We start from the raw sequence: 19,810 nt of genomic DNA, 5'->3' as shown, positions 1-19,810 counted from the left end.
TCCCGAGGACTCACCAACGCAGACTTCGCGATCCTCAACGAATGGCTACGTTCGACCTGAGCCACCCATGATCCACAGGATTTGACAATTGCTCGATGCGTAGATCACCCAGACGGTACGAGTGGTGTCGTCGATGGCATATCGCACGCGCCCGCCGCTGGTGACCTCGAACTCCCACTGCTCTAGATCCTTGCCGTTATGACGATGAGTCGCTAGGTCGCCACGTAAGCGATGTTGCCGATCGTGACCGGCGCCCGTGCGAGGATCAACCCGCAGCATCTCGAAGCACCGACGCGTATTGGCCAAGGCGTGACGGCACAGTTCCTCCCAGCCCCGGACCGCCTCGCTGGTGCCGAACCGAACATCCCACTCGTCATCCGGAGGCGGCACCGTAACGCGGTCACCGCGCTTCGGGCTCATGCGGAGACCTGCACCGGTCCGAAATCGCCGCTCGTAGCCCTACGAGCCTCTGCGTAGCACGCAGGATCCGCCTTGATTCTGGCAGTGGCCCGCCAGCCCGCAATGACCTCTTGGGTGGTGGCATCCACATCCAACTCGGCCGCATCGGAAAGCGCCTCAACCAGCTCCAAAGTGAAGGCGCGAAGCTCATCGGGGGCAAGGTGACGCACCCAGGGAAAGACATCCGGCATGGCCAGGACCAGCGCGCGCGCAGTGGGATCACTCTTGATCAGGGCAAGGAACAGCCGGGACGCCGTCGCCAGTGTCCGATCGCGCTCCTCCTCACGATCTGCCGCAGTCAGGTAGAAATCGGCCGCGTCGCGATGTGTCACACGCACACGCCCTAGACGCACGGCACGCTCTGCCACGGCCCGGGGGTTCCTAGACAGATCAGAGAACGTGACAGCGTCGGCATGACTTGCATTCACTACCTCAGTGTATGTCAGAAGACAATCTGATGCCGGGGGCACCCACATGATCGTTGCTGCCGCGGCATGCCGCGGCAACCAGTTGATGTACTCTTGGATCAAGGGATCCGGCCCAGGGATCCTGTCACCAATCGGGAGAGTCCCTTGATCCCTGACACCTCGTCCGATCGCCCGGACTGGCGCAACGAGAACCTGGGCACCATGAAGCGGGTTGCGCTCTGGCTGGCGAACGTAGTCGGCGAAGGCAACACCTTCACCAAGCAACAGTTGCACAAGGCGATCCCCGGCGCCGCTCAACTCGATCGTCGCTTGCGAGATCTTCGCGACTACGGGTGGGTGATCGATACCGATCGAACCCGCCCATCCCTAGGCCCCACAGAGATGCTCTTGACGAGAGCCGGCGATCCCGTCTGGGAGCCAGGAGCGACTCGGTCTCTGACGAGACAGCCCCTTACACATCACATTCGCGACGAAGTGCTTGCCCGAGACGGTTTCGCTTGCGTCAACTGCGGCCTGGCCGTGGTCGAAGGGCCACTCGAAGCCCCTGTGAAGATCGTCCTAGAACTCGCACACATAACTCCGCTGGCCGCTGGAGGAAGTAACACACCAGACAACCTCATCACGCTGTGCGCCAACTGTCACAAGTTGCTTGACAATTCCAGGGGATCCTTCAGCACAGACGACGTCTGGGCACAGATCGAGACGCTTTCGACGCATGACCGTACCCGCCTTCTTGCATGGATGGCCATGGATCACAAACCATCCACTCCGGTGGAGAAGGCGTGGGCCCTGTATCGCCGTCTCTCTCGCGACCAGCGACGGATCATCACACATCGACTCGGCCGAGCAGTGGTCGAGCGGACGGAAAGCGAGTTCCCGTCCTACTGAAAACCCCGTCGCCCCCCACCCCACCTGCCAAGTGATCGGCGGGGGCCGACGGTTTGCCACCAACCGCTCTCACGAGAACAGGTGACCTACCCATGATGTCTCATCCACAACCGGACCCTTCACCCCAACCCAGAGGTACTCAACCACTGATCGTGATCGTGCTTGTGCTGGTGCTCGGCATTCAGGCGGGGTACGACCCCGGGCAGATCCGGGAGATCCTCAGCATCGTCATTGTCGCGCTCATCGCGATCAGCGCGGCGAGAGTCCTCCAGGGCGAACGCATCCGGTGATGCGGTAGCGGGACCTCGCAACTGCGTGGCATGTAGCCGACCATGCGCCTTACCCTTCGTGAGGCGCATGGCCTGACCCTTTCCCAGCGTTGATGTCACGTCCTTCCGGAGGCTCCGCCTACGTTACGCCTCGCCAGCGGTCAGGCCGACGGGGCAGGTCACACCGGTGCCGCCCAGCCCGCAGTAGCCGTTGGGGACTTTGTGAAGGTACTGCTGGTGATAGTCCTCGGCGTAGTAGAAGGGCTTCGCCTTGGCTATCTCGGTGGTGATGGGGCCGTAGCCGGCCTTGGTGAGGACCTGCTGGTACGCGTCGCGGCTGGCCTCGGCGCTCTTGTGCTGGGCCTCGTTGTGGTAGTAGATGGCGGAGCGGTACTGGGTGCCTACGTCGTTGCCCTGGCGCATGCCCTGGGTGGGGTCGTGGGCCTCCCAGAAGACCTTGAGCAGTTCCTCGTAGGTGATTTTGGTGGGGTCGTAGACGACTCGGACGGCTTCGGTGTGGCCGGTCAGACCGCTGCACACCTCTTCGTACGTCGGGTTGGGGGTGTAGCCGCCCTGGTAGCCGACCGCGGTGGTGATGACGCCGGGGGTCTGCCAGAACTTGCGCTCGGCGCCCCAGAAGCAGCCTAGGCCGAAGTCGGCGATCTCGGTGCCCTCGGGGAACGGGGGCTTCAGGGGCGCGTCGAGCACCGCGTGGCGCTCGGGGACCGGGATCTCGGTTTCGCGGCCCGGAAGCGCGTCCTCCGCCGCGACCATGCTCGTCTTGTCTCGGCCGAACAGCCAGCCCATCGCGCACCTCCGTGAGGGAACGGGAACGTCTACGTCAACTGGTTCGGCGGCCGTGTTGTTCCCTGCGTTAGCTCCACTTAAGAGTTACGCAAGCAGTACTTATTTGTGCTGAAGGCTTTCAGGAGCAAAGATATGGTACATGCCTGACGAACGACGCGGACTCCTCTATGGCGTGGCCGCCTACACCATGTGGGGTCTTTTCCCTCTCTACTGGCCGCTTCTCGAACCCTCGGCGCCGGTGGAGATCCTGGCGCACCGGATGGTGTGGGCGCTGGCCGCGGTGCTGGGCATCCTGGCCGTCCGGCGGCACTGGGGGTGGATGGGCACGCTGGCCCGGCAGCCCAGGATTCTGGGGCTGCTGGCGCTCGCGGCGCTGATCATCTCGGTGAACTGGGGCGTCTACATCTATGCCGTCAACACCGGGCATGTGGTCGAAAGCGCGCTCGGCTACTTCATCAACCCGCTGGTGAGCGTGCTGTTCGGGGTCGTGCTGCTGCGGGAGCGGCTGCGGCGGTGGCAGTGGGTGGCCGTCGGGCTCGGTACGGTCGCGGTGGTGGTGCTGACCGTGGACTACGGGCGGCCGCCGTGGATCGCGCTGGTGCTGGCCTTCAGCTTCGGGACGTACGGGCTGGTGAAGAAGACCGCCAACGTGGGCGCGGCCGAGGGGCTGGCCGTGGAGTCGCTGGTGCTGTTGCTGCCCGCCGCGGGGTATCTCGTCTTCCTGGAGAGCGCGGGCAGCGGGACCTTCGGGGAGGCGGGCGCCGTGCACGCCGGGCTGCTGGTGCTGTCGGGCGTCGTGACGGCGGTGCCGCTGCTGTGCTTCTCCGCGGCGGCCGTACGGGTCCCGCTGACGGTCGTCGGGCTGCTGCAGTACATCGCGCCGGTGCTGCAGTTCCTGTGCGGTGTCCTGGTGGTGCGCGAGACGATGCCGGCCAGCCGGTGGGCCGGGTTCGCGATCGTGTGGGTCGCGCTGGCGGTCTTCACCTGGGACAGCCTGCGGACGGCGCGGCGGGCGCGCCAGGAGCGGGAGCGGGAGCGGGAGCCGCTGGCTCAGGCGGTGCGGGCCACCACGTAGTCGCACAGGGCCAGGAACGCCGACCTCGCCGGGATGTCGGGCAGGGCGGACAGGTCGGCCCTGGCGCGGTCGGTCCAGCGGGTCAGTTCGGCGCGGGCCTGGTCCATGGCGGGGTGCGCGCGCAGCAGGTCCAGGGCCTCGGGGATGTCCTCCTCCGGCACGGGGGCCGACAGGAGCTCGTGCAGGCGCGGGTGCTCCTCGCGCGGGGCGGCCAGGGCGTACAGGACCGGGAGCGTACGGATGCCCTCGCGCAGGTCGGTGCCCTGGGTCTTGCCGCTCTCGCCGCTGGGCGAGGCGACGTCCAGCAGGTCGTCACCGAGCTGCCAGGCCACGCCGATGGCCTCGCAGGCGCTGGTCACGCGGTCCACGACGTCGGCCGGGGCGCCGGCCAGCATGGCGCCGAAGCGGCCGCTGGTGGCGATCAGGGAGCCGGTCTTGTCGGCGAGCACGCCGATGTAGTGCTCGATCGGGTCCTCACCGGGACGGGGGCCGCGCGTCTCGCGGATCTGGCCGCGGACCAGGCGGGAGAACGTGCGCGCCTGGATGCGGATCAGGTCGGCGCCCAGGTCGGCGAGGATCTCCGACGCCTGGGCGAACAGGTAGTCGCCGGTGAGGATGGCGACGGTGTTGTCCCAGCGGGCGTTCGCGGACGGCGAGCCACGGCGTACGCGGGCCTCGTCCATGACGTCGTCGTGGTAGAGGGTGGCGAGGTGGGTCAGCTCGATCACGACAGCGCCGGGGACGACCCCCGGCGCGTCGTACGTCCCGAACTGGGCCGCCAGCAGCACCAGCATGGCCCGGAACCGCTTGCCGCCCGCCTCGATGAGGTGGCGGGACGCCTCCGTGAGGAAGGCGTCCTCGCTCTCCACCGAGGACCTCAGCAGCTTCTCCACCGAGGCGAGCCCGGCGGTCACTTCTGCCGTGAGCCGCTCGTCCACGAAGGGCAGGTCGACAACGGGCGGCGCGGCCATACGAGAACCCCTTAACGGATGAACAACGCGGAGGCGGCCTGGTCGGCCAGGTCCAGCACGGGCTGCGGGAACACTCCGAGCACTACGGTAGCCGCTGCCGCGATCGTGACCACCGCCGCGGTCCCCACACTGGGCAGGGCGACGGTCGGGCCGTCGGCGGCGGGCTCGCTGAAGAACATCAGCACGATCACGCGGACGTAGAAGAACGCGGCGACCGCGGAGCTGATCACGCCGACCACCACCAGGCCCAGCGCCCCGCCCGAGACCGCCGGCGCGAAGACGGCGTACTTGCCGAAGAAGCCGGAGGTCAGCGGGATGCCGGCGAACGCGAGCAGGAAGAAGGCGAAGATCCCGGCCAGGAGCGGGGACCGCTTGCCGAGGCCGGCCCAGCGGGACAGGTGCCCCGCCTCGCCGCCCGCGTCGCGGACCATGGTGACCACGGCGAACGCGCCGACCGTGGTGATGCCGTAGGTGAGCAGGTAGAACAGGATGCCCGACAGCGAGCCGGAGTTCTGCTCGGCGTCGCCGGTGGCGATCACGCCGATGAGCAGGAAGCCCGCGTGCGCGATCGAGGAGTAGGCCAGCATCCGCTTGATGTCGGTCTGGGTGATGGCCAGGATCGCGCCCACGACCATGGTCAGGATCGCGACCGCCCACATCACGGGGCGCCAGTCCCAGTCGAGGTTGCCCAGCGCGACCCAGAACACCCGCAGGACCGCGCCGAACGCCGCGACCAGGGTGCCGGAGGCCATCAGGGCGGTGATGGGCGTAGGGGCGCCCTGGTAGACGTCCGGCTTCCACGCCTGGAACGGCGCGGCGCCGATCTTGAAGAACAGGCCGACGCCGAGCAGCGCGACGCCGATGTACAGCAGCGAGTCCTGGCCGCCGACCGAGGCCAGCGCGGAGCTGATCCCGCCGAGGTCCACCGTGCCGGCGAAGCCGTACACCAGGGCCATGCCGTACAGGAAGAAGCCGGAGGAGAACGCGCCGAGCAGGAAGTACTTCACCGACGCCTCCTGCGACAGCAGGCGACGGCGGCGGGCCAGGCCGCACAGCAGGTACAGCGGCAGCGACATGACCTCAAGGGCCACGAACATGATCAGCAGGTCGTTGGCCGAGCTGAACAGCAGCATGCCGCCGATGGCGAACAGCGCGAGCGGGTAGACCTCGGTGTGCGCGCCGCCCTGGGCGACGGCGTCCTCCTCCTCGGGCGATCCCGGTACGGCCGCCGCCTGCGCCACGAACTGGTCGTCATCGTTGATCAGCAGCATGCTGATGAACGCCAGGACCAGGATCACGCCCCAGATGAACAGCGCCGGCCCGTCCACCGCGATGGCGCCCATGGCGGACGCCTGCTCGGGCACGCCGTCGCGCACGGCCTGCAAGATGATCAGCGCGAAGGCGCCGGCCAGCGACAGCAGTGTCACCGGGACGTGGATCGCCTTGCGCAGGTAGCGCGGCGCCAGCGCCTCGATCAGCACCCCCACGACCGCGGCGCCGAAGACGAGCAGCATCGGCATGAGCTGCCCGTATTCGATCGTGGGTGCTTCGATGGCGCCGTTCACTCGCCGGCCCCCTTCTGCTCGGCGACGGGCACGGGGGCCTGGTGCTCGGTGACCGAGACGTTCGCCAGGGTCGTGTCCACCGCGGGGTTGATCACGTCAAGCAGCGGCTTGGGGTAGAAGCCGAGCCCGATGATCAGCGCGATCAGCGGGGCGACCACCCACTTCTCCCTGCCGTTGAGGTCCTTCATGCCGGCGACGGACTCGGCCGTGGGACCGCCCGCCACCCGCTTGTACATCCACAGGATGTAGATGGCCGCCAGGATCACGCCGGTCGTGGCGATGATCGCGAACACGGCGTAGTTGATGCCCGCGACCGCCTCGCTGGAGAAGGTGCCGATCAGCACCATGAACTCGCTGACGAACGACGACAGGCCGGGCAGCGACAGGCCGGACAGGCCCGCGATCAGGAACGCGCCCGCCAGCAGCGGCGCCACCTTCTGCACGCCGCCGTAGTCGGCGATGTACGCCGAGCCCCTGCGGTAGATCAGGAACCCGGCCACCAGGAACAGCACGCCGGTGGAGAAGCCGTGGTTGACCATGTACAGCGTCGCCCCGGCCGCGGAGTCGGCGGTCATCGCGAACACGCCCATGGCGATGAAGCCGAAGTGCGAGATCGAGGTGTAGGCGATCAGGCGCTTCATGTCGGTCTGGCCGATGGCCACGATCGCGCCGTACACGATGCCGACCACCGCGAGCACCAGCACCAGCGGGGTGAAGAACTTGGCGGCGTCGGGGAACAGCTCCAGGCAGAAGCGGAGCATGCCGTACGTGCCGACCTTGTCCAGCACGCCGACCAGCAGCACGGCCGCGCCGGCCGGGGCCTGGGCGGCGGCGTCGGGCAGCCAGGTGTGGAACGGCCACAGCGGCGCCTTGATCGCGAAGGCGATGAAGAAGCCGAGGAACAGCCACTTCTGCGTGGTCGGGTCGGTGATGACCCCGACCAGCTCGGGGAACATGAAGGTGTTCCGGCCGGCGATCCCGTACAGCGCGATCACGGCCACCAGCATCAGCAGGCCGCCGAACAGCGAGTACAGCAGGAACTTGACCGCCGCGTACGAGCGCTGCACCCCGCCGTACGACCCGATCATGAAGTACATCGGGATCAGCATGGCCTCGAAGAACACGTAGAACAGGAAGATGTCGGTCGCCGCGAAGACGCCGATCATCATGGCTTCGAGGACGAGCAGCAGCGAGAAGTACGTCTTCACCGAGCGCTTGGGCGGGTTGTCCGCACCGGTGCCGTCGGCGTCGTGCCAGGAGGCGAGGATCACCACCGGCACCAGCACCGCCGACAGCGCGATCAGCACCAGCGCGATGCCGTCCACGGCCAGCCCCCAGTGCACGCCGAAGCTGGGAATCCAGTCGTAGGTCTCGACGTACTGGAACCGCTCGCCGCGCGGCGAGAACTGGATCGTGACCGCCAGCGTCAGGGCCAGCACCACGAGCGACACCACGAGGGCGACCTGCTTGGCGAGCTTGTCGGCCCCCTTGGGGAGCAGGGCCACGGCCACCGCGCCCACGACGGGCACGGCGATCAGTGTCGAGAGCCAGGGCATCAGATGTTCCCTACGAGGAGCAGAGCGCCGGCCACCACGGCAGCGCCGAAGAGGATGGACAACGCGTAGCTTCTGGCGAAGCCGGTCTGGATCCGCCTCAGCCGCCCGGACGTGCCGCCGATGCCGGCGGCGATCCCGTTGACGACGCCGTCCACGCCGCGGTTGTCGAAGAACACCGCGAGCCTGGTCAGCCACTGGCCGGGGCGCATGAGCAGCGACTCGTTGATCGCGTCGCCGTACAGGTCGCGGCGGGCGAAGGTGGTAACGAACGAGCCGCGCGGGGCGACGACCGGCACCTCGGCCCGGCCGTACTTCATCCACGCGAACGCGGCGCCGATCGCGACCAGCACGAGCGTGGCGATGCCGGGCGTGGTCACGAAGTGGAACTCGATCGGCTCCTCCGGGCCGCCGACGGCGGGAGCGAGCCAGTTGGCCAGGGTGTTGCCCAGCACCAGGTACCCGCCGAGGAAGATCGAGCCGATCGACAAAATGATCAGCGGCACGGTCATCACCGCGGGCGACTCGTGCGGGTGGGCGTCCTCGGCCCAGCGCTTCTGCCCGAAGAAGGTCATGAAGACCATCCGCGACATGTAGAAGCCGGTGATGCCCGCGCCGAGCACCGCGAGCCAGCCCAGGACCGGGCTGTGGTGCATGGCGGTCTCGATGATGCCGTCCTTGGTGAAGTAGCCGGACAGCAGCGGGAAGCCGATGATCGCCAGGTAGCCGATGAAGAACGTGACGAAGGTGACCGGCAGGAGCTTGCGCAGCCCGCCGTACTTGCGCATGTCCACCTCGTCGTTCATGGCGTGCATGATCGATCCGGCGCCGAGGAACAGGTTGGCCTTGAAGAACCCGTGCGTGATCAGGTGGCCGATCGCGAACACGTAGCCGACCGGGCCGAGGCCCGCGCCCAGCATCATGTAGCCGATCTGCGACATCGTGGACCCGGCCAGGCCCTTCTTGATGTCGTCCTTGGCGGTACCGATGATGGCGCCGGCGAGCAGTGTGGCCACGCCGACGACGGTCACCACCAGCGCCGCGGTGGAGCCCACCGGGAAGAACGCCGCGCCCGACCGCACGACCAGGTAGACGCCGGCGGTCACCATGGTGGCCGCGTGGATCAGGGCCGAGACCGGGGTCGGGCCCTCCATGGCGTCCAGGAGCCAGGACTGCAGCGGGAGCTGGGCCGACTTGCCGCACGCGCCGAGGAGCAGCAGCAGGCCGATCGCGGTGAGCACGCCCTGCTCGGCCTGGCCCGCGACCTGGAACACCGGGCCGTACGCGACCGAGCCGAACGTGGTCCAGATCAGGAAGACGCCGATGGCCAGGCCGAAGTCACCGACCCGGTTGACGATGAACGCCTTCTGCGCCGCGGTCGCCGCCGACGGCTTGTGCTGCCAGAACCCGATCAGCAGGTACGACGCGAGGCCCACGCCCTCCCAGCCGATGTACAGGCCGACGTAGTTGTCGGCGAGGACCAGCAGCAGCATGGCCGCCACGAACAGGTTCAGGTAGGAGAAGAACCTGCGCCGTCCCGGGTCGTGGGACATGTAGCCGATCGAGTAGATGTGGATGAGCGAGCCCACCCCGGTGATCAGCAGGGCGAACGCGATCGACAGCGGGTCGATCAGCAGGCCCATGTCCACCATGCCGGGGATGAACTGGAACAGCTCGATCTCCCGCCGGCGCTGGTCCCCGGACATGCCGAGCAGTTCCACGAACGCGAGCACCGCGACGGCGAAGGACGCGAGCGACATCACGACGCCGAGGAGGTGGCCCCAGCGGTCGGTACGGCGTCCGCCCAGCAGCAAGATCGCGGCGCCCAGCAGCGGGAGCGCGATCATGAGCCAGGCGACTCCGATCACACCCCCGGAATGCTGGATGATCTCGACGGGTTCCACTGGCACCTCTTAGTACTTCAGCAGGTTGGCGTCGTCGACGGACGCGGACCTGCGGGTTCGGAAGATCGTCACGATGATGGCCAGGCCCACCACGACCTCGGCCGCGGCCACCACCATCACGAAGAACGCGATGAGCTGGCCGTCCAGGTTGCCGTGCTGCCGGGCGAAGGTGACGAACGCGAGGTTGCACGCGTTGAGCATCAGCTCCACGCACATGAACACGACGATGGCGTTGCGCCGCACCAGGACGCCGACGGCGCCGATGGCGAAAAGCAGCGCGGAGAGCACGAGGTAGTGCGTGGTCACCGGTCCTCCTTCGGGCCTGCGATGGAGGCGTTGTGCTCCTCCTCCTCGGCCGCCGCCTGCCGGATGGCCTCGGCGAGCTCGGGGTCGTCGGGGAGCCTGCCGTCCTCGACGTCGTGCCGCGCGATCACGCGGTTGACCGACAGCTCGGAGACCGAGCCGTCGGGCAGCCGCGCCGGCATGTCGATCGCGTTGTTCCTGGCGTACGTGCCGGGGCCGGGGAGCGGCCCGGGGTAGCCGCTGACGAAGCGCGCCTTGGCCAGGTCCTTCTGCGTGGGCCGGGGCCGGGTGCGCTCGCGGTGCGCCAGCACCATCGCGCCCAGCGCCGCGGTGATCAGCAGCGCGGAGGCGACCTCGAAGGCGAACACGTGCCTGGTGAAGATCAGCTCGGCCAGAGCGGGCACGTTGCCGCCCGCGCGCTGGTTGGCGCCGGTCACCCCGGCCGGGTCGCCGATCGCGGCCTGGCCGACCGCCAGCGCGAGCAGCACCGCGAAGCCGATGCCGGCGATCATGGCCCAGAACCGCTGCCCCCGGATCGTCTCGACCAGGGAGTCGGAGGAGTCGACGCCGACCATCATCAGCACGAACAGGAACAGCATCATGACCGCGCCGGTGTAGACGATGATCTGCACCGCGGCGAGGAACGGCGCGTCCTGCACGGCGTACAGGACCGCGAGGGAGAGCATCACGACGCCGAGCATGAGCGCGCAGTAGACGGCCTTGCGGCTGAACACCAGGCCGAGCGCGGCCGACACGGAGACGACCGCGAGCACCCAGAACGTGATGGTCTCACCCATTGTTGCGTCCAAGCCGGTAGTAGTCCTCTTCGGTCTCACCGAGGCGCATGGGGTGCGGCGGGGCCTCCATGCCGGCGCCGAGCGGGGCGAGCAGCATCTCCTTGGTGTAAATGAGGCTCTCGCGGCTGGAGTCGGCGAGCTCGTACTCGTTGGTCATCGTGAGCGCCCGGGTGGGGCACGCCTCGATGCACAGGCCGCACAGGATGCACCGCAGATAGTTGATCTGGTAGGTGCGTCCGTAGCGCTCGCCGGGAGAGTAGCGCTCCTCGTCGGTGTTGTCCGCGCCTTCGACGTAGATCGCGTCGGCGGGACAGGCCCAGGCGCACAGCTCACAGCCCACGCACTTCTCCAGGCCGTCGGGCCAGCGGTTGAGCTGGTGGCGGCCGTGGAAGCGCGGCGCGGTGGGCTTCTTCTCCTCGGGATATTGCACCGTCACGGGCTTCTTGAACATCTGGTGGAAGGTCACCCCGAAGCCCTTGACGGGGTTCAGCCAATCAGTTGCTCCCACTGGGAACCTCCTTGCGACCCGCACCGTGATAGTGCGGCAGGTCAAGCGGCGGCACCGGGAAGCCCCCGGCCTCGGGCTCGGCCTGCAGCCGCGCGAACTCGGCCTCGATCTGGGCCGCCTTCTCCTCGCGGCGGCGCTGGAGCACGGTGTCGAACCGGAACCAGATGGCCAGGATGCCGACCAGCACGACCGCGGCGAGGGTGAACACGACCGCCCTGTTGTTCTCGGGCACCTGGAGGGCCCGGACGGTGGCGACCATGAGGATCCAGCCCAGGTTGAGCGGGATCAGCACCTTCCAGCCGAACGCCATGAGCTGGTCGTACCGGATGCGCGGCAGCGAGGCGCGGATCCAGACGAACGCGGAGAACACCAGCACGAGCTTGATGAAGAACCACAGCATCGGCCACCAGCCGACGTTGGCGCCGTCCCACAGCGAGATCGGCCAGGGCGCGCGCCAGCCGCCGAAGAACAGCGTGATCGACAGGGCCGAGACGGTGAACACGTTGACGTACTCGGCCATCATGATCAGCGCGAACTTCAGCGACGAGGAGTACTCGGTCATGAAGCCGCCGACCAGCTCGCCCTCGCCCTCGGGGAGGTCGAACGGCACGCGGTTGGTCTCGCCGAGCATGGTGATCGCGTAGATCAGGAACGACGGGATCAGCAGCACGACGTACCAGGAGGGCAGGTTCAGGGTGAACCCGCCCAGCTCGACGGTGCCGCCCTCCGCCTGCGCGGCCACGATCTCGGAGGTGGACAGCGTGCCGGCGAACAGGAAGACGCCGACGAAGGACAGGCCCATGGCGATCTCGTAGGAGACCACCTGGGCGCTGGAGCGCAGGCCGCCCAGGATCGCGTACGGCGAGCGGGAGGACCACCCGGCGAGCACGATGCCGTAGACGCCGACCGAGGCCATCGCCAGCACGAACAGCACCGCGACCGGCATGTCGGTGAGCTGGAGCGGCGTGTGCTGGCCGAACATCCACACCATGGGCCCGAACGGCACGATGGAGAAGGCCAGGAACGCGGGCACCACCAGGATGATCGGCGCCAGCCTGTACAGGACCTTGTCCACCGTGCGCGGGGTGATGTCCTCCTTCAGGCCCATCTTCAGGCCGTCGGCCACCGACTGCAGCAGGCCGAACCTGCCGGCCCGGTTGGGGCCGTAGCGGTCCTGCATCCGTGAGATCAGCTTCCGCTCGAACCAGACGCCGAACAGCACGCCCAGCAGCAGGAAGACGAAGATGAACACGGCCTTGATGATGGTGATCCACAGCGGATCTTTGCCGAAGTCGGCAAGGCTGGGGCCCGCGGGCGCGGCGGCGAGCAGCGCGGGGCTCAGAGTGCTCATGAGGCGCTCCCGATCTTGACGATGTCACCGGCCGCCGCGCGCAGGTCTCGGTTGACCGAGCAGCCGGCGGAGTTGGCCGGCACCCAGACGACGCGATCGGGCAGGTCCGCGATGCGTACGGGCAGGCTCACGGTGCCGTGCTCCGTCGCGACCGTCACCTTGCCGCCGTCGGCGACCCCCGCCTCGGCGGCGGTGGCCTCGGACAGCAGCGCCTCGCCCGGCCGCGCGGTGCCCGCGAGGTACGGCTCGCCCTCCTGGAGGGTGCCCTCGTCGAGCAGCAGGTGCCAGGTGGCCAGGACGGCCTCGCCGGCGCCCGGGGTGGGCATGGCCCGTCCGGACACGCTCGGCGCCAGCGGGCGCGGGCCCCGCCAGGAGCCCAGCTCGCCCAGCTCGCGGCGGGCGGCGGCGGGGTCGGGCAGGCCAAGGTGCACGTCCATGTGGTCGGCGATGGCGCCGATCGCGCGCAGGTCGCTCATCACGCCGGGCGCCTGGATGGCGACCTCGAAGGTACGCCCGCGGCCCTCCCAGTTGACGAAGGTGCCGGACTTCTCGGCCACGGCCGCGACCGGCAGCACCACGTCGGCGCGGTCGGTGACCGCGGTGGCCCGCTGCTCCAGGCTGACGATGAACGGGGTGTTCTCCAGCGCGGCGAGCACGGCCTCGGTGTCGGGGATGTCCTTGGGGTCCACCCCGGCGATGACCAGCGCGTCGAGCTGCTCGTCCAGCGCGGCCGACAGGATGCCGGCGGTGTCGCGGCCCGGCGCGGCCGGCAGGCTCGTGACGTTCCACACCCGGGCGACCTCGGCCCTGGCCTCGTCGTCGGTGACCGGCCGGCCGATCGGCAGCAGGTTGGGCATCGCGCCGGCCTCGATCGCGCCGCGCTCGCCGGCGCGGCGCGGCACCCAGGCGAGCCGGGCCCCGGTCGCGCCGGCCAGCCGGACGACCGCCGACAGCGCGCCGGGCACGGCCGCCAGCCGCTCACCGGCCAGGATGATCGCGCCGGGCTGCTTGAGCGCCTCGCTCGCGGGGGCGTCGCCCTCGACCAGGTCGCCGAGCGCCTCGGCCTCGGTGCCGGGCAGGGCGCGGATCAGCGTGCCGCCCAGCTTGGCCAGGCCCGGCGTCGCGAACGGGGCGACGTCGAAGACCTTCAGCCCGCGCTTGCGCACGGCCTTGCGCAGCCGCAGGAAGACGATCGGCGACTCCTCCTCGGGCTCGAAGCCCGCGAGCAGCACCGCCGGCGCCTTCTCCAGGTCGGCGTAGGAGATCTCGATCCCCTTGCCGGCGACCGCGTGGGCGAGGAACTGCGCCTCCTCGGCCGAGTGCGGGCGGGCGCGGAAGTCGATGTCGTTGGTGTCGAGCGCCACCCGGGCGAACTTCGCGTACGCGTACGCGTCCTCGACGGTGAGCCGGCCCCCGACCAGCACGCCCGCGCGCCCGCGCGCCCGGGACAGCCCCTCGGCGGCGGCGGCCAGCGCCTCCGGCCAGGACGCCGGGACCAGCTTGCCCTCCTCGTCGCGGATCAGGGGCGAGCGCAGGCGGTTCGGCTGGGTGGCGTAGGTGAAGGCGAAACGGCCCTTGTCGCAGTTCCACTCCTCGTTGACCTGCGGGTCGTTCCCGGCCAGGCGGCGGGTGACCCGGCCGCGGCGGTGGTCGGTGCGCAGCGAGCAGCCGCTGGCGCAGTGCTCGCACGCGCTCGGGGTGGAGATCAGGTCGAACGGACGGGCCTTGAACCGGTACGCCGCGCTGGTGAGCGCGCCGACCGGGCAGATCTGGATGGTGTTGCCGGAGAAGTAGGACTGGAACGGCTCGCCGTCGGCGGTCCTGACCTGCTCCTTGGCGCCCCGCTCGAAGAACTCGATCAGCGGGTCGCCGGCGATCTCATCGGAGAAGCGGATGCACCGGGCGCACTGGATGCACCGCTCGCGGTCGAGCAGCACCTCGGTGGACAGCGGGATCGGCTTCTCGAAGGTCCGCTTGTCCTCCTGGAAGCGCGACTCGCCCTGCCCGTTCGACATCGCCTGGTTCTGCAGCGGGCACTCGCCGCCCTTGTCGCAGACCGGGCAGTCGAGCGGGTGGTTCATGAGCAGCAGCTCCATGACACCGCGCTGCGCCTTCTCCGCGACCGGGCTGGTGAGCTGCGTGGAGACGACCATGCCCTCGGTGCACACGATGGTGCAGGACGCCGCGGGCTTGGGCATGCCCTCGATGGTCACCAGGCACTGCCGGCAGGCCCCGACCGGGTCGAGCAGGGGGTGGTCGCAGAACCGGGGGATCTGGATGCCCAGCAGCTCGGCGGCCCGGATCAGCAGGGTGCCCTTGGGCACGCTGATCTGGAAGCCGTCGATGGTGAGCGTCACCAGGTCGACCGGCTGCTCCACCGGGCCCGAGGCGGGCGTTTGAACGGTCATGCCTTCCCCCACACAGTGGACGCGGCGGGATCGAACGGGCAGCCGCCGATCTCGAAATGCTTCAGGTACTCGTCGCGGAAGTGCTTCACCGACGAGTGGATCGGGCTCGTCGCGCCGTCGCCGAGGGCGCAGAACGAGCGGCCGAGGATGTTGTCGGCGATGTCGGTGATGGTGGACAGGTCCTCCTCGGTGCCCTGTCCCTTCTCCAGGCGCTTGAGCACCTGCTTGAGCCAGTAGGTGCCCTCGCGGCACGGCGTGCACTTGCCGCAGGACTCGTGGGCGTAGAACTCGGTCCACCGCAGCACCGCGCGGACCACGCAGGTGGTCTCGTCGAAGATCTGCAGCGCGCGGGTGCCCAGCATCGAGCCCTTGGCCCCGACCGACTCGAAGTCGAGCGGGACGTCCAGGTGCTCCTCGGTGAAGATCGGCGTGGAGGAGCCGCCGGGCGTCCAGAACTTCAGCCGGTGGCCCTCGCGGATGCCGCCCGCCATGTCGAGCAGCTCGCGCAGGGTGATGCCGAGCGGCGCCTCGTACTGGCCGGGGCGGGTGACGTGGCCGCTGAGGGAGAAGATGCCGAAGCCCTTGGACTTCTCGGTGCCCATCGAGGCGAACCAGGCCGCGCCGTTCGCCACGATGCTGGGAACGCTGGCGACCGATTCGACGTTGTTGATGACAGTGGGGCAGGCGTAGAGCCCCGCGACGGCCGGGAAGGGGGGCTTGAGCCGAGGTTGGCCGCGGTATCCCTCCAGCGAGTCGAGCAGCGCCGTCTCCTCGCCGCAGATGTACGCCCCGGCGCCGCTGTGCACGACGAGCTCCAGGTCGTAGCCCGAGCCGAAGATGTCCGAGCCGAGGTACCCCTTCTCGTACGCCTCCTGCACCGCCGCCCGCAGCCGGCGGATGACGTGCAGCACCTCGCCGCGCACGTAGATGAAGGCGTGGTTGGCCCGGATCGCGTACGACGTGATGATGACGCCCTCGACCAGCGCGTGCGGGTTGGCCATCATCAGCGGGATGTCCTTGCAGGTGCCCGGCTCCGACTCGTCGGCGTTGACGACGAGGTAGTGCGGCTTGCCGTCGCCCTGCGGGATGAAGCCCCACTTCATGCCGGTCGGGAACCCCGCGCCGCCGCGACCGCGCAGGCCGGAGTCCTTGACCGCCTGGATGATGGCGTCGGGGTCCATGCCGAGGGCCTTGCGGGCGGCGGAGTAGTCGCCGTAGCCGTCCAGCGTGAAGGAGTCGGGCTTGTCCCAGTTCTCGGTGAGGACCGGGGTCAGCGTGGTCATTCCGCTCCCTCCCTGGGGGGCTTGCTCCAGCCCTTCTCCTTGGCGAGCCGCAGTCCTTCGAGCGAGGGGCCGGCGGCCGACGGGCCGTCGCCGGCCAGGCCGTCCGACATGCCCGCGAGCACGCGCGACGCCTCCTTGAACGTGCACAGCTTCTTCGGCCCGCGCGTCGGCGCGACGTCCTTGCCGTCGCGCAGGTCATCGACGAGCTGCTTGGCCGAGGCCGGGGTCTGGTTGTCGAAGAACTCCCAGTTGACCATCATCACCGGCGCGAAGTCGCAGGCCGCGTTGCATTCGAGCCGTTCCAGGGAGATCTTGCCGTCGGCGGTGGTCTCGTCGTGACCCACGCCGACGTGCTCGGTGAGCTCCTCCCAGATCTGGTCGCCGCCCATGACCGCGCACAGCGTGTTGATGCACACGCCGACGTGGTACTGCCCGGCCGGCTTGCGCTTGTACATCGTGTAGAAGGTGGACACGCCCACGACCTCGGCCTTGGTCAGGCCGAGCATCTCGGCGCAGAACTCCTGGCCGTCGTCGCTGACGTAGCCGTCCTCCGACTGCACCAGGTGCAGCAGCGGCAGCAGGGCCGAGCGGCTCTTGGGGTACCGCCCGATGATCTCCTTGGCGTCGCGTTCGAGACGCTCGCGGACTTCCGGCGCGTACGTCACCGGTCCACACCTCCCATGACCGGGTCGAGCGAGGCCACCGCCGAGATCACGTCGGCGACCATGCCACCCTCGCACGTCGCGGGAATGGCCTGCAGATTCGTGAACGACGGGTCGCGGAAGTGCACGCGGTAGGGGCGGGTGCCGCCGTCGCTGACCACGTGCGCCCCCAGCTCGCCGCGGGGCGACTCGACCGCGGCGTACACCTGGCCGGCCGGCACCCTGAAGCCCTCGGTCACCAGCTTGAAGTGGTGGATCAGGGCCTCCATCGAGGAGCCCATGATGTGCGCGATGTGGTCGGGCGAGTTGCCGAGCCCGTCGGGGCCGAGCGCGAGCTGCGACGGCCAGCCGATCTTCTTGTCGTCGATCATCACGGGCTGGCCCTTCAGCTCGGGCCCGGCCAGCCGGTCCAGCGCCTGCTGGACGATCTTGAGGGACTGCTCCATCTCGCCGACGCGCACCTGGTAGCGGCCGTAGACGTCGCAGGTCTTCTCGGTGACGACGTCGAACTCGTAGGTCTCGTAGCCGCAGTAGGGCTGCGTCTTGCGCAGGTCCCACGGCAGGCCCGCCGCCCGCAGCACCGGCCCGGTCACGCCGAGCGCCATGCAGCCGGTCAGGTCGAGGTAGGCGACGTCCTTGGTCCTGCGGGTGTAGGCCGGGTTCTCGTCCAGCAGCTTGCGCAGTTCCTTGATCCGCTTGGGCATGACCTTCAGGAACTCGCCGACCTTGTCCACCGCGCCGGCGGGCAGATCGACCGACACGCCGCCCGGACGGACGTACGCCATGTTCATCCGCAGGCCGGTGATGTACTCGAAGATGTCGAGGATCATCTCGCGCTCGCGCAGACCGGTCAGGAACGGCGTGGTCGCGCCGAGCTCCATGCCGTACGTCGCGATGGCGAAGATGTGGGAGGAGATCCGGTTCAGCTCCATCATCATGACCCGGATCGCCTGCGCCCGCTCGGGCACCCGGTCCTCGATGCCGAGCAGCCGCTCCACGCCCATGCAGTACGCCGTCTCGTTGAAGATCGGCGACAGGTAGTCCATGCGGGTGACGAACGTGGTGCCCTGGGTCCAGGTGCGGTATTCGAGGTTCTTCTCGATGCCGGTGTGCAGGTAGCCGATCACCGCGCGGGCCTCGGTCACGGTCTCGCCGCTGAGGGTGAGGATCAGCCGGAGCACGCCGTGGGTCGAGGGGTGCTGCGGGCCCATGTTGACGACGAGGTGCTCCTCCTCGGCGCCGCTGATCTCGCGCACCATGTCGTCCCAGTCCTGGCCGACGACGGTGAAGACCCGGCCCTCCTTGAGGTCCTCGTCGTAGTCGTATGACGTGGTCATGCGTAGGACCTCCTCTGGTCGGGCGCGGGGATCTCGGCGCCGCGGTACTCGACCGGGATGCCGCCGAGCGGGTAGTCCTTGCGCTGCGGGTGGCCGTCCCAGTCGTCGGGCATCTCGATCCGGGTCAGCGCCGGGTGGCCGTCGAAGATGATGCCGAAGAAGTCGTACGTCTCGCGCTCGTGCCAGTCGTGGGTGGGGTAGACCGTCACCGACGACGGGATGTGCGGGTCGGCGTCGGGGCAGCTCACCTCGACGCGCAGCCGCCGGTTGTGGGTCATCGAGCACAGGTGGTAGACCGCGTGCAGCTCGGCCCCGGTCTCGTGCGGGTAGTGCACGCCCGAGACGCCCAGCGACAGCTCGAACCGCAGGGCGGGGTCGTCGCGCAGGTGGCGCAGCACCTCCACCAGGCGCTCCCGCTTGACGTGGAAGGTCAGCTCGCCGCGGTCCACGACGACCCGCTCCACGGCGTCGGCGAACCCGTCGCCCAGGGCCCGCTCCAGCTCGTCGGCGATGGCGTCGAAGTAGCCGCCGTACGGGCGGGGCGAGGAGAGCTGCGGCGCCCGGCGTACGACGAGACCGCCGTAGCCGGAGGTGTCGCCGGTCCCGGTCGCGCCGAACATCCCCCGCCGTGCGATCGGCCCCTCGGGGACGCCCGGCAGCTTGTTCTCAGGGGTCTTGTCGGGAGTGGACATCACTTGACTCCCTGATCGATCAGGGGGAGCGACCGCAGCGCCTGCAGTTCGAGTTCGTCGATCTGCTTGGCACGGTGCGCGCCGAACTTAGTATTCTGGATCTTGTCGTGGAGCTTCACGATCGCGTCGATCAGCATCTCGGGCCGCGGCGGGCAGCCGGGCAGGTAGATGTCGACCGGCACGACGTGGTCCACGCCCTGCACCACCGCGTAGTTGTTGAACATGCCGCCGCTGGAGGCGCACACGCCCATCGCGATGACCCACTTGGGCTCGGCCATCTGGTCGTAGATCTGGCGCAGCACCGGCGCCATCTTCTGCGACACGCGCCCGGCCACGATCATCAGGTCGGCCTGGCGCGGAGACGCCGAAGCGCGCTCCATGCCGAAGCGCGCCAGGTCGTGCTTGGGACCGCCCGTGGACATCAGCTCGATGGCGCAGCAGGCCAGGCCGAACGTCGCCGGCCACACGGAGTTCTTGCGCGCCCAGCCGGCCACCTGCTCGACCGTGCTGAGGATGAACCCGCTGGGGAGTTTCTCTTCAAGACCCATAT

At 68.8% G+C, this 19,810-nt stretch carries 20 protein-coding genes; 3 read left to right on the top strand and 17 right to left on the bottom strand.

The genetic code is table 11. The features are described 5' to 3' along the window. Window positions 1-45: 45 nt before the first annotated feature. Entirely contained in the window at window positions 46-420 is a 375-nt protein-coding gene (locus HNP84_RS36885; RefSeq protein WP_185054650.1) for a hypothetical protein, read from the bottom strand. Further along, entirely contained in the window at window positions 417-791 is a 375-nt protein-coding gene (locus HNP84_RS36880) for a hypothetical protein (RefSeq protein WP_246519154.1), read from the bottom strand. The genes HNP84_RS36885 and HNP84_RS36880 overlap by 4 nt, the downstream gene beginning before the upstream one ends. A gap of 240 nt (window positions 792-1,031) precedes the next feature. On the opposite strand from HNP84_RS36880, the gene HNP84_RS36875 reads away from it, so the two are divergent. Together HNP84_RS36875 and HNP84_RS36870 are read left to right on the top strand one after the other, a co-directional pair. Next, the gene (locus tag HNP84_RS36875) at window positions 1,032-1,775 is read left to right on the top strand and encodes an HNH endonuclease (RefSeq protein WP_185054648.1); all 744 of its coding nucleotides are present in this window, start codon (window positions 1,032-1,034) and stop codon (window positions 1,773-1,775) included. 152 nt (window positions 1,776-1,927) lie between these two features. After that, entirely contained in the window at window positions 1,928-2,065 is a 138-nt protein-coding gene (locus HNP84_RS36870) for a hypothetical protein (RefSeq protein ID WP_185054647.1), read from the top strand. Window positions 2,066-2,188: 123 nt separating this feature from the next. On the opposite strand, the gene msrA is transcribed toward HNP84_RS36870, so the two are convergent. After that, complete coding sequence (gene msrA / locus HNP84_RS36865; protein WP_185054646.1) at window positions 2,189-2,851, bottom strand: peptide-methionine (S)-S-oxide reductase MsrA; 663 nt, start codon at window positions 2,849-2,851, stop codon at window positions 2,189-2,191. 139 nt (window positions 2,852-2,990) lie between these two features. Between msrA and rarD the strand changes: the two genes are divergently transcribed. After that, window positions 2,991-3,926 carry an EamA family transporter RarD gene (gene rarD, locus HNP84_RS36860; RefSeq protein WP_185054645.1) on the top strand — a complete coding sequence of 312 codons (936 nt, stop codon included), beginning with the start codon at window positions 2,991-2,993 and terminating at the stop codon, window positions 3,924-3,926. Here the strand turns inward: rarD and HNP84_RS36855 are convergent. The 14 genes from HNP84_RS36855 to HNP84_RS36790 all read right to left on the bottom strand — a co-directional run bounded on the left by HNP84_RS36855 (window position 3,902) and on the right by HNP84_RS36790 (window position 19,808). Further along, complete coding sequence (locus tag HNP84_RS36855; protein WP_185054644.1) at window positions 3,902-4,897, bottom strand: polyprenyl synthetase family protein; 996 nt, start codon at window positions 4,895-4,897, stop codon at window positions 3,902-3,904. The two genes, rarD and HNP84_RS36855, sit on opposite strands and share 25 nt — an antisense overlap. 11 nt (window positions 4,898-4,908) lie before the next feature. Beyond that, window positions 4,909-6,462: an NADH-quinone oxidoreductase subunit NuoN gene (nuoN, locus tag HNP84_RS36850; protein WP_185054643.1), complete on the bottom strand. Its 1,554-nt coding sequence runs from the start codon at window positions 6,460-6,462 to the stop codon at window positions 4,909-4,911. Further along, window positions 6,459-8,018 carry an NADH-quinone oxidoreductase subunit M gene (locus HNP84_RS36845; protein WP_185054642.1) on the bottom strand — a complete coding sequence of 520 codons (1,560 nt, stop codon included), beginning with the start codon at window positions 8,016-8,018 and terminating at the stop codon, window positions 6,459-6,461. Before HNP84_RS36845 ends, nuoN begins: the two co-directional genes overlap by 4 nt. Continuing rightward, window positions 8,018-9,862 (bottom strand): NADH-quinone oxidoreductase subunit L, encoded by a 1,845-nt coding sequence (gene nuoL, locus HNP84_RS36840; protein WP_185054665.1) that lies wholly within the window; start codon window positions 9,860-9,862, stop codon window positions 8,018-8,020. The genes HNP84_RS36845 and nuoL overlap by 1 nt, the downstream gene beginning before the upstream one ends. A gap of 66 nt (window positions 9,863-9,928) precedes the next feature. Then, a complete protein-coding gene (gene nuoK / locus HNP84_RS36835; protein ID WP_185054641.1) occupies window positions 9,929-10,225 on the bottom strand; it encodes an NADH-quinone oxidoreductase subunit NuoK in 297 nt (98 codons plus the stop codon). After that, window positions 10,222-11,019 carry an NADH-quinone oxidoreductase subunit J gene (locus HNP84_RS36830; RefSeq protein ID WP_185054640.1) on the bottom strand — a complete coding sequence of 266 codons (798 nt, stop codon included), beginning with the start codon at window positions 11,017-11,019 and terminating at the stop codon, window positions 10,222-10,224. The genes nuoK and HNP84_RS36830 overlap by 4 nt, the downstream gene beginning before the upstream one ends. Continuing rightward, entirely contained in the window at window positions 11,012-11,527 is a 516-nt protein-coding gene (gene nuoI, locus HNP84_RS36825; protein ID WP_185054639.1) for an NADH-quinone oxidoreductase subunit NuoI, read from the bottom strand. Before nuoI ends, HNP84_RS36830 begins: the two co-directional genes overlap by 8 nt. Next, entirely contained in the window at window positions 11,514-12,878 is a 1,365-nt protein-coding gene (gene nuoH / locus HNP84_RS36820; RefSeq protein WP_185054638.1) for an NADH-quinone oxidoreductase subunit NuoH, read from the bottom strand. Before nuoH ends, nuoI begins: the two co-directional genes overlap by 14 nt. Continuing rightward, the gene (locus tag HNP84_RS36815; protein ID WP_185054637.1) at window positions 12,875-15,286 is read right to left on the bottom strand and encodes an NADH-quinone oxidoreductase subunit G; all 2,412 of its coding nucleotides are present in this window, start codon (window positions 15,284-15,286) and stop codon (window positions 12,875-12,877) included. The genes nuoH and HNP84_RS36815 overlap by 4 nt, the downstream gene beginning before the upstream one ends. Next, window positions 15,283-16,569, bottom strand: a complete 1,287-nt coding sequence (gene nuoF, locus HNP84_RS36810; RefSeq protein WP_185054636.1) for an NADH-quinone oxidoreductase subunit NuoF — start codon at window positions 16,567-16,569, stop codon at window positions 15,283-15,285. Before nuoF ends, HNP84_RS36815 begins: the two co-directional genes overlap by 4 nt. Then, window positions 16,566-17,234 (bottom strand): NADH-quinone oxidoreductase subunit NuoE, encoded by a 669-nt coding sequence (gene nuoE / locus HNP84_RS36805; protein ID WP_185054635.1) that lies wholly within the window; start codon window positions 17,232-17,234, stop codon window positions 16,566-16,568. Before nuoE ends, nuoF begins: the two co-directional genes overlap by 4 nt. Continuing rightward, on the bottom strand, window positions 17,231-18,568 hold the full coding sequence (locus HNP84_RS36800; RefSeq protein WP_185054634.1) for an NADH-quinone oxidoreductase subunit D: 1,338 nt from the start codon (window positions 18,566-18,568) through the stop codon (window positions 17,231-17,233). Before HNP84_RS36800 ends, nuoE begins: the two co-directional genes overlap by 4 nt. Beyond that, a complete protein-coding gene (locus HNP84_RS36795) occupies window positions 18,565-19,260 on the bottom strand; it encodes an NADH-quinone oxidoreductase subunit C (RefSeq protein ID WP_185054633.1) in 696 nt (231 codons plus the stop codon). Before HNP84_RS36795 ends, HNP84_RS36800 begins: the two co-directional genes overlap by 4 nt. Further along, entirely contained in the window at window positions 19,260-19,808 is a 549-nt protein-coding gene (locus HNP84_RS36790) for a NuoB/complex I 20 kDa subunit family protein (RefSeq protein ID WP_185054632.1), read from the bottom strand. Before HNP84_RS36790 ends, HNP84_RS36795 begins: the two co-directional genes overlap by 1 nt. Window positions 19,809-19,810 lie beyond the last annotated feature (2 nt).

This window comes from Thermocatellispora tengchongensis (genome assembly GCF_014202315.1).
GTDB classification, from domain to species: Bacteria; Actinomycetota; Actinomycetes; order Streptosporangiales; family Streptosporangiaceae; genus Thermocatellispora; species Thermocatellispora tengchongensis.
This window is presented reverse-complemented; position numbering and strand designations above follow the sequence as displayed.